18 protein-coding genes are annotated in these 14054 nt (G+C 71.9%); 13 read left to right on the plus strand and 5 right to left on the minus strand.

All coding sequences use genetic code 11. The features are described from left to right. The first annotated feature begins 5 nt into the window (after window positions 1–5). The 10 genes from OKJ99_RS35580 to OKJ99_RS35625 are packed head-to-tail and all read left to right on the plus strand — an operon-like array spanning window position 6 to window position 5170. Window positions 6–356, plus strand: a complete 351-nt coding sequence (locus tag OKJ99_RS35580) for a gas vesicle protein GvpO (protein ID WP_326022410.1) — start codon at window positions 6–8, stop codon at window positions 354–356. Window positions 357–414: 58 nt separating this feature from the next. Further along, window positions 415–849, plus strand: coding sequence for a gas vesicle structural protein GvpA (locus tag OKJ99_RS35585; protein WP_326022411.1), 435 nt, complete (start codon window positions 415–417; stop codon window positions 847–849). Beyond that, window positions 846–1601, plus strand: a complete 756-nt coding sequence (locus OKJ99_RS35590; RefSeq protein ID WP_326022412.1) for a GvpL/GvpF family gas vesicle protein — start codon at window positions 846–848, stop codon at window positions 1599–1601. The genes OKJ99_RS35585 and OKJ99_RS35590 overlap by 4 nt, the downstream gene beginning before the upstream one ends. Before the next feature lie 4 nt (window positions 1602–1605). Further along, the gene (locus OKJ99_RS35595) at window positions 1606–1830 is read left to right on the plus strand and encodes a gas vesicle protein GvpG (protein ID WP_326022413.1); all 225 of its coding nucleotides are present in this window, start codon (window positions 1606–1608) and stop codon (window positions 1828–1830) included. After that, window positions 1827–2504 carry a DNA primase gene (locus OKJ99_RS35600; RefSeq protein ID WP_326022414.1) on the plus strand — a complete coding sequence of 226 codons (678 nt, stop codon included), beginning with the start codon at window positions 1827–1829 and terminating at the stop codon, window positions 2502–2504. Before OKJ99_RS35595 ends, OKJ99_RS35600 begins: the two co-directional genes overlap by 4 nt. After that, window positions 2497–3543, plus strand: a complete 1047-nt coding sequence (locus OKJ99_RS35605) for an SRPBCC family protein (protein WP_326022415.1) — start codon at window positions 2497–2499, stop codon at window positions 3541–3543. Before OKJ99_RS35600 ends, OKJ99_RS35605 begins: the two co-directional genes overlap by 8 nt. Then, window positions 3540–3917, plus strand: a complete 378-nt coding sequence (locus tag OKJ99_RS35610) for a gas vesicle protein (protein ID WP_326022416.1) — start codon at window positions 3540–3542, stop codon at window positions 3915–3917. The genes OKJ99_RS35605 and OKJ99_RS35610 overlap by 4 nt, the downstream gene beginning before the upstream one ends. Continuing rightward, window positions 3914–4702: a GvpL/GvpF family gas vesicle protein gene (locus tag OKJ99_RS35615; RefSeq protein WP_326022417.1), complete on the plus strand. Its 789-nt coding sequence runs from the start codon at window positions 3914–3916 to the stop codon at window positions 4700–4702. Before OKJ99_RS35610 ends, OKJ99_RS35615 begins: the two co-directional genes overlap by 4 nt. Beyond that, window positions 4699–4896 carry a gas vesicle protein gene (locus OKJ99_RS35620; protein WP_326022418.1) on the plus strand — a complete coding sequence of 66 codons (198 nt, stop codon included), beginning with the start codon at window positions 4699–4701 and terminating at the stop codon, window positions 4894–4896. Before OKJ99_RS35615 ends, OKJ99_RS35620 begins: the two co-directional genes overlap by 4 nt. Beyond that, on the plus strand, window positions 4889–5170 hold the full coding sequence (locus tag OKJ99_RS35625; RefSeq protein ID WP_326022419.1) for a gas vesicle protein K: 282 nt from the start codon (window positions 4889–4891) through the stop codon (window positions 5168–5170). Before OKJ99_RS35620 ends, OKJ99_RS35625 begins: the two co-directional genes overlap by 8 nt. 12 nt (window positions 5171–5182) lie before the next feature. Here the strand turns inward: OKJ99_RS35625 and OKJ99_RS35630 are convergent, their stop codons facing one another. Next, entirely contained in the window at window positions 5183–6004 is an 822-nt protein-coding gene (locus tag OKJ99_RS35630) for a class I SAM-dependent methyltransferase (RefSeq protein ID WP_326022420.1), read from the minus strand. A gap of 121 nt (window positions 6005–6125) precedes the next feature. After that, entirely contained in the window at window positions 6126–7664 is a 1539-nt protein-coding gene (locus tag OKJ99_RS35635) for a bifunctional phosphatase PAP2/diacylglycerol kinase family protein (protein WP_326022421.1), read from the minus strand. Between the two features lie 93 nt (window positions 7665–7757). On the opposite strand from OKJ99_RS35635, the gene OKJ99_RS35640 reads away from it, so the two are divergent. Then, entirely contained in the window at window positions 7758–9380 is a 1623-nt protein-coding gene (locus OKJ99_RS35640; protein ID WP_326022423.1) for an ABC-F family ATP-binding cassette domain-containing protein, read from the plus strand. 163 nt (window positions 9381–9543) lie between these two features. Here the strand turns inward: OKJ99_RS35640 and OKJ99_RS35645 are convergent, their stop codons facing one another. Continuing rightward, a complete protein-coding gene (locus tag OKJ99_RS35645; protein WP_326022425.1) occupies window positions 9544–10086 on the minus strand; it encodes a type 1 glutamine amidotransferase domain-containing protein in 543 nt (180 codons plus the stop codon). A gap of 64 nt (window positions 10087–10150) precedes the next feature. Next, window positions 10151–10591 (minus strand): CBS domain-containing protein, encoded by a 441-nt coding sequence (locus OKJ99_RS35650; RefSeq protein ID WP_326022430.1) that lies wholly within the window; start codon window positions 10589–10591, stop codon window positions 10151–10153. A gap of 346 nt (window positions 10592–10937) precedes the next feature. Here OKJ99_RS35650 and OKJ99_RS35655 point away from each other — a divergent pair, with 346 nt between their 5' ends. Next, window positions 10938–11756 carry an RNA polymerase sigma factor SigF gene (locus tag OKJ99_RS35655; RefSeq protein WP_326022426.1) on the plus strand — a complete coding sequence of 273 codons (819 nt, stop codon included), beginning with the start codon at window positions 10938–10940 and terminating at the stop codon, window positions 11754–11756. A 21-nt stretch (window positions 11757–11777) separates the two neighbouring features. Here the strand turns inward: OKJ99_RS35655 and OKJ99_RS35660 are convergent, their stop codons facing one another. Beyond that, entirely contained in the window at window positions 11778–12899 is a 1122-nt protein-coding gene (locus OKJ99_RS35660) for a PAS domain-containing protein (RefSeq protein WP_326022427.1), read from the minus strand. A gap of 74 nt (window positions 12900–12973) precedes the next feature. Between OKJ99_RS35660 and OKJ99_RS35665 the strand changes: the two genes are divergently transcribed. Next, window positions 12974–13738, plus strand: a complete 765-nt coding sequence (locus OKJ99_RS35665; RefSeq protein WP_326022428.1) for an ANTAR domain-containing response regulator — start codon at window positions 12974–12976, stop codon at window positions 13736–13738. The last annotated feature ends 316 nt before the right edge of the window (window positions 13739–14054 follow it).

A 14054-nucleotide genomic window follows, 5' to 3' on the forward strand; every position in this document is an offset into this window, starting at 1 on the left:
CTGCCATGACAAACACAAAGAAGACGCAAGCGTCGTCGGAGCGCGAGCCCGACGATGACAAAACCACCGAGGCGGACGGCGCACCGGGCCCCATGGAGGTGCTGCGCGAAGCGCGCGCCCAGCTGGCGGAGCTCACCGGCATGGCGGCCGAGACCGTTTCGTCCTTCGAACGCACGGAGGACGGCTGGGAGTTGGAGATCGAGGTCCTTGAACTGACCCGGGTCCCCGACACCATGAGCCTGCTGGCGAGCTACCAGGTGAGCCTGGACCCGCAAGGCGTCCTGACCGGCTACCGGCGCCTGCGCCGCTACGAGCGCGGACGCTCCGAGCCGGCACACCGGGCGGGCGGCCACTAGGTCGCCGTACCCCGCCTCGAACCGCGCACTTACACACAGACAGGGAGGACCTGCCTCCATGACCGTTGTCCCCGCACAACAGAGCGGTGGCGGTGGCGGCACCAGCGGCCTGTACGACGTGCTCGAACTCGTCCTGGACCGTGGCCTCGTCATCGACGCGTTCGTCCGCGTCTCGCTGGTCGGCATCGAGATCCTGAAGATCGACGTCAGGGTCGTCGTCGCCAGCGTCGACACCTACCTCCGCTTCGCCGAGGCCTGCAACAGGCTCGACCTCGAAGCGGGCCCCAAGCGCAACCCCGGACTGCCCGACCTGGTCGGCGACATGACCGAGTCCGGCGCCCGCGGCAAGACCAAGGGTGCGCTCTCGGGCGCCGCGCAGACCGTCTCCGACGCCTTCAACCAGGCCCGCGACGAGGGCCAGGCGGAACCGAGGCGCTCGGGTTCCGGCAGCCGCAAACCCGCCACGAGCCGCCGTAAGGAGGAGCAGGAGTGAGCAGCAGTACGTACATCTACGCCATCGCGAGCTCGGAACACCCCGCCCTGCCCGCCGGCATGGGTGGCATCGGCGAACCGGCGCGCGAGGTGCGCGTCGTCAAGGAGGGCAGCCTCGCGGCGCTCGTCAGCGAGGCCCCCGAAGGCCTGCGGCCCAAGCGCCGCGATCTGCTCGCCCACCAGAGCGTGCTCTCCGAGGCGGGCGCCGGGGGACCGGTGCTGCCGATGCGGTTCGGTTCCCTCGCCCCCGACGACGCGTCGGTCTCGGCGGTGCTCGCCGAACGCGCGGACCACTACCAGGAACGGCTGCGGGAGCTCGACGGCAAGGTCGAGTACAACGTCAAGGCGCAGCACGACGAGGAAGCGGTGCTGCACCTGGTGATGGTCGACAACCCCGAGGTCCGCAACCTCACCGAGGCCAACAGGCGGACGGGCGGCGGCAGTTACGAGGACCGGCTGCGACTCGGTGAGCTGGTCGTGGCCGCCGTGCAGGCCCGCGAGTCCAAGGACGCGATCGAGCTCCAGCACCTGCTCGAACCCGCGGCCTCCGCGGTGGCGTCGGGGCCCGAGAGCACGGGCTGGCTGGCCAACGAATCGTTCCTCGTCGAGAAGAAGGCGGCCGAGCACTTCCTCGCCGCAGTCGAGGACCTGCGCCGCAGCCACCCGCATCTTGAGCTCACGGTCCACGGGCCGCTGCCCCCGTACAGCTTCGTCGAGCCGGGCCCTTCGGAGCCCGCGGTCACGACGGAGTGAGCCCATGGGCCTGATCTCGGAGCTGTTGTTGCTGCCGCTCGCTCCGGTCCGCGGGTCCCTGTGGGCGGTGGAGCAGGTGCTCACCGAAGCTGAGCGGCAGTACTACGACCCGGCGGCCGTACGTGCCGAACTCGCTCGCCTGGAAGAGCAGTTGGTCTCGGGCGAGATCGACCAGGACACGTTCGACCGCGTCGAGGACGAGCTCCTCGACCGTCTGGAGGGACCTTGAACCGAACAGCGCTCGGCCTCGCGATAGGGGCCGGTTACGTCCTCGGACGTACGAAGAAGATGAAGCTGGCGATCGCCGTCGGCACGATGGTCGCGGGCAAGCGACTGAACCTGAGCCCGCGTGCGCTCGCCGACATGGTGAGCACGCAGTTGGCGAACAATCCGCAGTTCAAGGAGATCGGCGACCAGTTGCGCGAGGATCTGCGCGGCGTGGGCAAGGCGGCCTCGGGCGCGCTCGTGGAGCGCCAGATCGAGGGCCTCGCGGGGCGCCTGCACAGCCGTACGCAGGGCGTCCGCGACCAGATCGAGGGCGTCGCCCCGGACGTGGACGACGTACGGGACGCGGGGGAGCGGGTCACCGGAGTCGCGACGGGCCGTGGCCGTGACCGCGACAGCGGGAGCGACGAAGAGGAGTACGAGGACGAGGAGTACGCCGGCTACGAGGACGAGGCCGAGGCCGAGGCCGCGCAGGAGTCCGAGGGCGAGGAGGAGACCCAGGAGGAGACCGACGAGGACCGCCGCCCCGCCGAGGCCGGCGCCGCGAAGCAGTCGGCCGCCAAGAAGGCGCCCGCGAAGAAGCGCCCCGCGAGGCCGCAGGGGCCCAGGAAGACCGCGGCGAAGAAGACGACCGCCGCCAAGAAGACCGCCGCGAAGGGAGGCCGGAGCCGTGGCTGACCGTACGAGCGAAGCGCTCGGTGGCCTCGCCAAGAGTGAGGCGGCCGACCATCTCAAGTCGGAACTGCAGGAGTACCTCGCCGCCCAGGCCCAGCGGCTGCTCATGGGCGCCGGCCGCAGGCTCGGCGAGACCACCGTGAAGCTGAACGACATCGCCGAGGGCAACAGCCCCGGCTTCGCCAAGCTCGCGCTCGACGGCGGCCGCAAGCTCGCCGAGGGCAAGGGCCCGGTGCGCAGCGCCGTCGAACTCGGCGCGGGCCGCCTGAAGGACAACGTCGTCGGCGCGTTCAAGAACCTCGCCGGCGGCAAGGGCAAGCGCAAGGGCGGCGCGGGCAAGAAGCCCACCGTCATCATGGAGTTCATCGATGTCGGCGTCGACCTGCGCACCGCCTACGACCAGTGGACGCAGTACCAGGACTTCAGCACCTTCGCGAAGGGCGTCAAGAACGCGAACCGCGCCGACGACGTCACCTCCGACTGGCAGCTCAAGGTCTTCTGGTCCAACCGGAGTTGGAAGGCACACACCACCGACCAGCATCCGGACGACCGGATCGCCTGGACCTCGGAGGGCGCCAAGGGCACCACGAAGGGCGTCGTCTCCTTCCACCCGCTGGCCGACCGGCTCACCCGGGTGCTGCTGCTCATCGAGTACTACCCGAAGGGTCTGTTCGAGAAGACCGGCAACATCTGGCGCGCCCAGGGCCGCAGGGCCCGCCTCGACCTCAAGCACTTCGCGCGGTACGTGACGCTGCGCGGCGAGTCGCCCGAGGGATGGCGCGGCGAGATCGAGGAGGGCGAGGTCGTGCGCACGCACGAGGACGCGCTCGCCGAGGAGGAGCAGGAGCCCGAGGAGCAGGAGCCCGAGGAGTACGAGGGCGAGGTCGACGAGGAACCGGACGAGGAGGGCGAGGAGTACGAGGACGAGGAGGACTCCGAGCCCGCCGAAGAGGAGACGGACGAGGAAGAGGTGGACGAAGAGGCGGACGAGGAGGAGCCCGCGCGGGAGCGTGAGCACGCCGGGAGCGGGGCCCGCCGATGACGACGGCGAGCCGCCTCCCGGAGTCGTACCGGGGTGACGGCGGGGCCAACCTCGCCGACATCCTGGAGCGCGTCCTCGACAAGGGCATCGTCATCGCGGGCGACATCCGGATCAACCTGCTCGACATCGAACTGCTCACCATCAAACTGCGCCTGATCGTCGCCTCGGTCGACAAGGCCAAGGAGATGGGCATCGACTGGTGGGAGGACGACCCGGCCCTCTCCTCGGGCGCCCGCCGCAAGGAACTCGCAAGGGAAAACGCCGAGTTGAAGGAGCGCCTCGCCGCACTCGGCGAACTCACCGAAGGCCGGACCGAAGACCGGACCGAAGGCCGGGCCGAAGACCGGGCCGAAGACCGGAAGGGGTCGGCTTGACCACCGACGAACCGCGCGAGCTGCGCTATGTGTACGCCGTGTGCCACCCGCTCGGCGCCCCGCTCCAGGCCGAACTCACCGGCGTGACGGGCGCCCCGCCCCGGCAGCTGGAGCACCGGGGCCTCGTCGCGGTCGTCGGCTCCGTGCCCGAACGGGACTTCGCGGAGGAGTCGCTCCGCGCCCACCTGGAGGACCTGGACTGGCTCACCGAGACGGCCCGCGCCCACCAGAACGTGATCGCCGCGCTCACCACCGTCACCAGCCCGCTCCCGCTGCGCCTCGCCACGGTCTTCCGTGACGACAGCGGCGTACGGCTCATGATGGAGCAGGAGGAGCGGCGCTTCCGTGCCGGCCTCGACCGCCTCGCGGGGCGCGTGGAGTGGGGCGTGAAGGTGTACGTCGAGGAACCCGAGACCCCGGCGCGGGACCCCGCGCCGGCCGTCGCGCCCTCGTCGGGCCGTGACTACCTGCGCCGCCGTCGCGCCGAGCGCACCACGCGCGACGACACCTGGCGGCGCGCCGAACGCTTCGCGCAGGAGCTGCACGACGAGCTGTCCCGGCACGCCGCGCACACCCGCGTCCACCCGCCGCAGAACCCGGAACTCTCCCGCGCCAGCGGCATGAACGTGCTCAACGCGGCCTATCTCGTGGAGCGTTCGGGCGCCGAGGAGTTCGTGGAGCGGGTCGACGCGACGAAGGACCGCGAGCCGGACCTGCGGGTCGAGCTGACCGGGCCGTGGGCGGGCTACTCGTTCACGGCCGACGACGAGGAGGGAGAGACGTGACCGTCGTCGAACGGCGCGAGATCGCCCTGGTCGACCTCCTCGACCGGCTGCTCGCGGGCGGCGTCGTCCTCGCAGGCGATGTCACCCTGCGCATCGCCGATGTCGACCTGGTGCGCATCGATCTCAACGCCCTGATCAGCTCGGTGAACGAGCAAGTGCCCTCGCCCTGGCCGGAGGTGACGAACGATGAGTGAACGCCGCCGCATCGAACTGGAACCCGACACGGTCGAGCGCGACCTGATGAAGCTCGTCCTCACCCTCGTCGAGCTGCTGCGCCAGCTCATGGAGCGGCAGGCGATCCGCCGCTTCGACACCGGTGATCTGACGGAGGACCAGGAGGAGCGGGTCGGTCTCACCCTGATGCTCCTGGAGGACCGCATGGAGGAGCTGCGCGAACGCTACGGGCTGCGGCCCGAGGACCTGAACATCGACCTCGGACCGCTGGGCCCGCTGCTGCCCCGCGGCTGAACCACCGTGCGGTCAGCGGGGCTTGCGACAGAGGATCTCCCCGTGCATGACGCCGAACCACGCGTCCTCGTGCGTGCCCCACTCCCGCCACGCCTGCGACACGGCGGTCAGCTGCTCGGGTGTCGCGTGCCCGCCGCCCGTCGCCCGCTCGGCGTACGCGGAGGCCAGCGTGCGGTCCGCCCACAGCCCGCTCCACCAGGCGATCTCCTCGGGCGTCGAGTAGCACCACGTACCGGCGGAGCACGTGACGTCCTCCCGTGCGAAACCGGCCTTCAGGGCCCATGACTTGAGGAAGCGCCCGGCGTCCGGCTCGCCGCCGTTGTCGCGGGTGACGCGCTCGTACAGGTCCCGCCAGTCGTCCATGGCGGGCAGCCGCGGGAACCAGGAGAACGCCGCGTAGTCGGACTCCCGTACGGCGATGAACCCGCCCGGCTTCGTGACCCGGCGCATCTCGCGCAGCGCCTGCACCGGGTCGCCGACGTGCTGCAGCACCTGATGCGCGTGTACGACGCAGAACGTGTCGTCCGGCCAGTCGAGCGCGTGCACGTCCGCCGTCGTGAAGTCGACGTTGGTCAGGCCCCGTTCGGCGGCCGTGGCGCGCGCCTGGTCCAGGATGCCCTCGGCGTGGTCGGCGCCGGTGACGTGTCCGTCGGGGACCAGTGCGGCCAGGTCGGCGGTGATGGTGCCGGGGCCGCATCCGATGTCCAGGATCTTCATGTGCGGCTTGAGCGAATCGAGCAGGTAGGCCGCCGAGTTGGCGGCGGTGCGCCAGGTGTGCGAGCGGAGCACGGACTCGTGGTGGCCGTGGGTGTAAACGGCGGTCTCCTGCGGCATGACTCGATCCCTTCGCGTACGGCGGACCGTCGGAGGCGCCTGCCCCCGACGGTTTGATCACCGTACGCCCGCCAGCCGCATTGTGAGATCCCCGTCTTGAATGGTGGACATCGGGGTCGGGTCAGAGCAGTGAGTGCGGCCGGTAGACGCGCAGTCCCTCGTGCTCCTTGTCCACCCACAACTCCCCACCGCACTCGGTGACTTCGCCGTCGAAGGCGAGCGGTGTGCCGGAGGCCACGCCGTCCACGCGCAGCCGCGTCAGGCGGGTGGCCGCGTGGAACGGCGAGCGGGACAGCGGCCCCGAGAGGGCCGCCGCGAGAAGCCGCACGCCGGGCAGCCGGCCGCCGTCCACCGTGCGCACGTCGAGCAGCCCGTCGGCCAGGTTCGCGCGCCGGCCCGCCGTCAGGCCCATCCGCCGGTACGTGCAGTTCCCGGCGAACAGCAGCCACAACGGCCGCTGCTTGCCGTGCAGTTGGACGCTCAGCGGATGGTCGCGGCGCAGTACGTACAGCGCGGCCACGACGTCCGCGAGCCGCCCGCCGACCCGCCCCGACCAGCGCTGCCGCTCCCGCACCAGCTCCGGATAGGCGCCCAGGCTGAGGGTGTTGAGGAAGATCCCGGATCCTTGCTCGGACGAGAAGCGGCCCACGTCCACGGCGACCGCGTGACCGCCCTCGACGGCGCTCACCAGATCGCCGGTGTCCTCGATGCCGAGGTCGTACGCGAAGTGGTTGAGGGTGCCGCCGGGCAGCACCGCGAGCGGCAGGTCGTGCCGGAGCGCCACCCGCGCGGCCGTGTTCACGGAGCCGTCGCCGCCCGAGATGCCGAGCGCGCGGGCGCGCGGCGCCGCCTTGTCCAGCTGCTGCTCGAGTTCGTCGCCGGCGCACTCGATGAACTCGGCGTGGGGCAGCGCGTCCCGCAGGGCCCGCGCCCGCTCCGGGGTGCCCGCCCCGTTGTTCACGATCATCACCAGGCCCTCGCCGCCCGGCAGCGCCGGCACGTCGTCCACCAGGGGACGGCCCGGCGCCGGCATCTGGTCGCGGGTCGGCACCAGACCGCGCACCGCGAAGGCCGCGCCCGCGCCGAGGGCGGCGCCCGCGAGGACGTCGGCGGGGAAGTGGGCGCCGGTGTAGACGCGGGAGGCGGCCACCGAGAACGCCACGGGGGCGACGAGCGCGCCGAGGCCCCGGGACTCCAGGGCGACGCCCGTCGCGAAGGCCGCGGCGGAGGCCGAGTGCCCGGAGGGGAACGAGGTCGTGAACGGCTGCCGCTTCAGCCGGCGCACCAGCGGCACCGGGTCGAGCGTGGGCCGCGCCCGGCGCACCGAGCGCTTCCCGAGGGTGTTGATGGTGGCCGAGGCGAGCGCGAGGGAGGCCACTCCGCGCACGGCGGCGCGGCGGGCGCGCGGTGATCCGGTCACGGCGAGCGCCCCGCCCACGGCGAACCACAGCACACCGTGGTTCGCGGACCGGCTCAGGCGCGGCAGGATCCGCTCGGCGCCCGGCCAGCGCGCCTCCGCGGCGAACTCGAAGACGCGCAGATCGAGCGCGGCGAGTCGGGAGCGCAGCGTAGGCGGCACGGGCGGCGTCGAACCAAGGTTCGGACGCGAGGAGAACGGCTTCAGCGAGTTCAGCGAATTGAGCGACTTCAGGGGCGACATGGGTGACTGGTACCCCGGTCAGGGGCCCGCACCCGGCCCCCTCCGGCCAATTCGTTTGCCCGTCACCCGCACGGGCGTCCAGAATGCGGGATCATGGGACATCTGGAAGCGGCACATCTTGAGTACTACCTCCCCGACGGGAGGGTGCTGCTGGGCGATGTCTCGTTCCGGGTCGGCGAGGGCGCGGTCGTCGCGCTCGTCGGGCCGAACGGAGCGGGCAAGACGACCCTCCTGCGACTGATCTCCGGCGAGCTGCGGCCGCACGGCGGCTCGGTCACCGTCGGCGGCGGCCTCGGCGTGATGCGCCAGTTCGTGGGGTCGGTCCGTGACGAGACGACCGTCCGCGACCTCCTCGTATCGGTGTCCACGCCGCGCATCCGGGAGGCGGCGAAAGCCGTCGACGAGGCCGAGCACCTGATCATGACCGTCGACGACGAGGCCGCGCAGATGACGTACGCGCAGGCCCTCTCCGACTGGGCCGAGGCGCAGGGCTACGAGGCGGAGACCCTCTGGGACATGTGCACGACGGCGGCGCTGGGCATGCCGTACGACAAGGCCCAGTTCCGCGAGGTGAGCACCCTCTCAGGCGGCGAGCAGAAGCGCCTCGTCCTGGAGGCGCTGCTGCGCGGCACGGACGAGGTCCTCCTCCTCGACGAGCCGGACAACTACCTGGACGTCCCCGGCAAGCGCTGGCTGGAGGAGAAGCTCCGCGAGACCCGCAAGACGGTCCTGTTCGTCTCCCACGACCGGGAGCTGCTCGCCCGCTCCGCGGAGAAGATCGTCAGCGTCGAACCGAGCCCCGGTGGGGCCGACGCATGGGTGCACGGCGGCGGCTTCGCCACGTACCACGACGCGCGCCGTGAGCGTTTCGCCCGCTTCGAGGAGCTGCGCCGCCGCTGGGACGAGAAGCACGCGCAGCTGAAGAAGCTCGTGGTCAACCTGCGGCAGGCGGCCTCCGTCAGCCATGAAATGGCGTCCCGGTACGCCGCGGCGCAGACGCGGCTGCGCAAGTTCGAGGAGGCGGGCCCGCCGCCGGAGCCGCCGCGCGAGCAGGACATCACGATGCGCCTGAAGGGCGGCCGCACCGGCATCCGGGCCGTGACCTGCGAGAACCTTGAACTGACCGGACTCATGAAGCCCTTCTCGCTGGAGGTCTTCTACGGCGAGCGCGTCGCGGTCCTCGGCTCGAACGGCTCGGGGAAGTCGCACTTCCTGCGGCTGCTCGCGGGTGACGGGTCCGTGGGGCACACGGGCGCGTGGAAGCTCGGCGCGCGCGTGGTGCCGGGGCACTTCGCCCAGACCCACGCCCACCCCGAGCTCCAGGGCCGGCCGCTCCTCGACATCCTGTGGCGCGACCACGCGAAGGACAAGGGAGCGGCGATGTCCCTGCTGCGGCGCTACGAGCTGACCGCGCAGGCGGAGCAGAAGTTCGAGCGGCTTTCGGGTGGCCAGCAGGCCCGCTTCCAGATCCTGCTGCTGGAGCTGGAGGGCGCGACCGCGCTGCTGCTGGACGAGCCCACGGACAACCTCGACCTGGAGTCGGCGGAGGCCCTCCAGGAGGGCCTGGAGTCCTTCGACGGCACGGTCCTCGCGGTGACGCACGACCGCTGGTTCGCCCGCGCCTTCGACCGCTACCTGGTCTTCGGCTCGGACGGAAAGGTCCGGGAGACGTCGGAGCCGGTCTGGGACGAGCGGCGAGTGGAGCGCGCGAGGTAATCGTCGCGGCCTCCCGGCGTCGCGGCCACGGGGCTCCGCCCCGGACCCCGCGCCTCAAACGCCGGCGGGGCTGGATCTGCTCAATCGCCGCAGGGGCTTGATCTATCAAGCCCCTGCGGCGATTGAGCAGCGGGGTCCGGGGCGGAGCCCCGGGACCGTAACCTCACGTGCCGCTGACCTGCTTCAGGAGCGCCGCGTCGAAGGCCTTGAGGTCGTCCGGGCGGCGGCTGGTGACCAGCACGTTCGGTCCGGCCGTGCAGACGTTCACCTGCTCGTCGACCCAGGTGCCGCCCGCGTTGCGGATGTCGGTGGCCAGGCTCGGGTACGAGGTCAGGGTGCGGTCACGCACCACGTCGGCCTCCACCAGCGTCCACGCCGCGTGGCAGATCGCCGCGACGGGCAGGCCCCGGTCGAAGAAGTCCCGTACGAACGCGACCGCTTCGGGGTCCGTGCGCAACTGGTCCGGGTTGGCCACGCCGCCCGGCAGCACCAGCGCGTCGAAGCCGTCGGCCGACGATCCGAGGGACGCCACCGTCTTGTCGACCGGGAACTTGTCGGCCCTGTCGAGGTGGTCGAAGGCCTGGATCTCCCCCTGCTTCGTCGATACGAGCACGGGTTCGCCGCCCGCGTCCCGCACCGCCTGCCAGGGGTCGGTCAGCTCTATCTGCTCGGTCCCCTCGGGCGCCACCAGGAACGCGATTCGCATCGTGACTCAACTCCCTTGCTGTGCAGTGCTGTTCAGTGCTGTCCAGTGCTCTCGGGCGCCGGGGTCAGGCCGGCGTGCCGCCCGCCCGGCCGTCCGGACCGGCGCCGCTGATGTCGGCGAGCGCGGACGCCGGGTCCTGGGTCAGCGCCAGATCACCGAGGCTGACCATCCCGACCGCGTGCCCGTCCTGCACCACCGGCAGGCGGCGCACGGCGTACTCGCGCATCAGCGCCACCGCGGTGGACACCTCGTCGTCCGGGCCGACCGCCACCGGGTGCGGAGTGCACACCGCCTCGGCGCTCACCGTGAGCGGATCGGCCCCGTCGGCCACGGCCCGCAGCGCGATGTCGCGGTCCGTGAGCACGCCCACGACCTGCGCCTCGTCCGCCACCAGTACATCCCCGATGTCCTGCGCCCGCATCAGTTGGGCGGCCTCGACCAGCGAGGCGTCGGGGCGTACCGCGACCACGCCGGGCGTCATGACTTCCCTCACCACATCGGCCATCGCCATCCGGCCCTTCTGCATCCTCGGGTGCGCGTGATCCCGGCCCAGGTACCCGACCGGCTCCGAGCTATTCGCGTACCCGACCGCTACGCGGTGACACCCCCGGGCGAACATGCGGGTCCGGCCCGTTGAGCGCACGCTGGAGAGGTCGCGGTGTTTGCGGCCATGCCCCAGGGGCAGGCGAATAACAGTGCTTCGGACAGGAGGCACGTCCGTGGGAGGGATACGACCGCGTCGTATCCGGTGGATCCGCAGGATCGCCCCGGGTGTGTCCGAATCGTCTTGCGGGCGCGACTCCCACGGTGACCACCGAACCCAAGGCACCCTTCAGGGAGTTGCGATCCAGATGCGCACGCGTACCAGCTCACCCCAGAACCCGGTGAAGCCCGGTGGACGCCACCCGCACGACGACGCCCCCGACACCGCCGAGGCATTCGCCCAGCTGTCCGACATGCCCGACGGGCCCGAGCGCCAGGAACTGCGCCAGGGCGTCGTGGAGGCCTGGCTGCCGATGGCCGACCGCCTCGCGGGACGCTTCCGCAACCGCGGCGAGGCCTACGAAGACCTGCGGCAGGTAGCCGCTCTCGGCCTGGTCAAGGCCGTGGACCGATACGACCCGGAGCGCGGCAACGCCTTCGAGAGCTACGCCGTGCCCACCGTGACCGGCGAGATCAAGCGGCACTTCCGCGACCACATGTGGACACTGCACGTGCCGCGCCGCGTCCAGGACCTGCGCAACAGGGTCCGGTTCGCGCAGCAGGAACTCTCCGCGAGCATCTCGGGGCGCGCCCCGACCCTCGCGGAGATCGCCGAGCACGCCAACATGACCGAGGACGAGGCCCGTTCCGGTCTGGAGGCACTGGAGAGCTTCACCGCGCTCTCCCTCGACGCGGAGCTGCCCGGCAGTGAGGACGGCTACTCACTGTCCGACGCGCTCGGCGAGGCCGACCCCGCGCTCGACGTCGTCGTCGACCGCGAGGCCGTCAAGCCGCGGATAGCGGAACTGCCGGAGCGCGAGCGGGAGATCCTCTACATGCGGTTCTTCGGCGACATGACGCAGAGCCGGATCGCCGAGCGGCTCGGCATCTCCCAGATGCACGTGTCCCGGCTGATCAGCCGCTGCTGCGACCGTCTGCGCACTCAGGTGCTCTCGGACGCCGCGTAGGGCGTGCGCCGCAGGCCGGCCCTATTTCCGCATCGCCAACGCGATGTGACGGGCCATCATGTCGAGCGTCTTCGCCTCCGCCATCGAAAAGGCGAGGCGGCCGGCGGACCGGAACAGGGTGAGCACGCCCTGGACCGGTTCGCCGGGCGCGGGAATCAGCGGGACGCACAGCAGCGAGGTGACATCGGCACGGACGAGCACCGGCGCCCCCGACGCGTCGTCGCCCAGGGCCCGCAGGTCCTCCGGGCGCACGAGCAGCGTCGGGGCGCCACCGCGCGCGGCCTCGACGACGAGCGGGCTGGCCGCCGGGTCCTGCGCGGCGATGTCCCGAACGGCATCGTCGTCCGCGCCGAGCACCTCCGTACGCTCCAGGTGTGCGGCCCCCTTGTCGGCCACCACCCAGTCGGCGAACCGGCCGTGCAGCACATGGGCGGCGCGCCGCAGGAGTTCGGAGGGGTCGCCCGCGGGGCCGCCGATCAGCTCCCGCGCCATCGCGTCGAGCAGGTCGGTGAGCGCGGCGTGCCGGGTCGTCTCCGCGAGGTCGGGGACCGGCGCGGTGGGCCGGGCCGACGCGGGCCCGACGGTGGCGTCGTCCGCGGGCTGCAGGATCGCGAGGACCGTGGTGCGCCGCTCGGTGCCCGGACGCAGCCCCGTGAGGACCGTGCGGACGGCGGCGTGCGGGTTCTGCTGCAGATGCACGGTCAGGCCGCGGTCCCCCTCGCCGCGGGCCACCGCCGCGACCTGCGAGCGGAACGCGGCCCGGTCGGCGTGCGCCAGGAACCCGGTCATCGGGCGGCCCGTCGCGTATCCGGCGCGTACGCCCGTGAAGGTCGTCGCCGCGAAGTTGAGGCGGCGCACCACCGCCTCGCGGTCCACGAGCGCCACCGGCAGCGGAAGGCGCTGGAAGACGGCGCGCAGCAGCTGCTGTTCGTGCCGCTCGGCCACCGCGTTGCGGCTCGGGCCCGTGGGCTCGCCCTGCTGCGGCTGCTTCCACAACTTCGCTGCTACATGGTCGAGTTCGAAGAGTGCCGCGTCGAGGACGGCGGGCAGTTCCGCCGTCGACACCGAGCGTGCCGTCTTCAGCTCCGCCACACGGCGCACGAAGTCCGCCAGCTCTTCATCGAATTCCTCCGCCTGCGACATGCTGAGAACGTATCCCGTCCCGCGTTTTCGGGAGTCCGGGACGGGCAACCGACCGACAAGGAGGCTTGAACCCGATGCGACAGAACGTCCAGGCCGATCAGGACGACGACGCGGCCCACGTCGGAAGGATTCCGGCGGCGCTCGGCCAACGCGCCACGGGAGCACCGGAATCGGGACTTCCGGCCCGGCGGCTCTCCGAGCTCGCCGAGGGGGCGCTCCGGTGCACCGCGGAGTGCTGCGGCGCCGTCGCCACGGCGAGCGACGGCACCGACGAGCGGCCGAGCGCGGCGACCCACCCCGATCTCGCCGCGCTGGTCTCCGTGCAGGACCGCTTCGGCATCGGGCCCATACCGGCGGCCGAGGAGGGCGGTGACCCGGTCGACGCCAGTGACCTGCTGAACGACCGGCGCTGGCCCGACTACCGGGCGCTCGCCCTGGACGCCGGGGTGCGCTCCAGCATGACCATTCCGTTCCGCAGCGGCGATCTCACGGTCACGCTCAGCCTGTACAGCTTCCGGGCCGGCTCCCTGGAGGCCGCGCCGCACGGCCCGATCCGCGCGCTAGGCGATCTGGCCGCGAGCTGTCTGGTGCGCGACCGCTCCTACCAGGAGGCGCTCACCGAGGTCGACCAGCTGGGCTCGGCGCTGCGCTCACGGCCCGTGGTGGACCAGGCCTGCGGCATCGTCATGCATGTACTGGGGTGCGCACCGGACGACGCGTTCACCGTGCTGCGCCGAATATCGCAGACGACGAACCGCAAGCTGACGGATGTCGCCTCCGCCGTCGTCGAGCGGCGCGGACGAGGCCTGGAGCGCGAGTTCAGCACCGTGGCGGACTGACCGTCCGCACCGCCCGGTCACCCGGCCGGCCCAGCGGCCCCGCTCCGACCCGCCTGCCCCGCTGCCCGCTCGGGTACGCACAGGGGCAGGCGGGCGACACGTGGGCCACGCCGCGCGCGGACACCCGGTGAGGTGTGACGCTGGAGGCAGGCGAGCGGACGGCACGGAGGCAGCATGCGGCAACCGGAACCCACGGCCAGGACTTCAGGACCCGGCGCCGCGCGGGCCCGGGCCCCCGAAGGCCGCGGGCCCGTGCGCTACGGCCCGCCGCTGCCCGAGCCGGGGCTCCCGGTGCTGCCCGAACTGGCCGCCGTCG

The organism is Streptomyces endophyticus (assembly GCF_035798155.1).
Taxonomy (GTDB): domain Bacteria; phylum Actinomycetota; class Actinomycetes; order Streptomycetales; family Streptomycetaceae; genus Streptomyces; species Streptomyces endophyticus.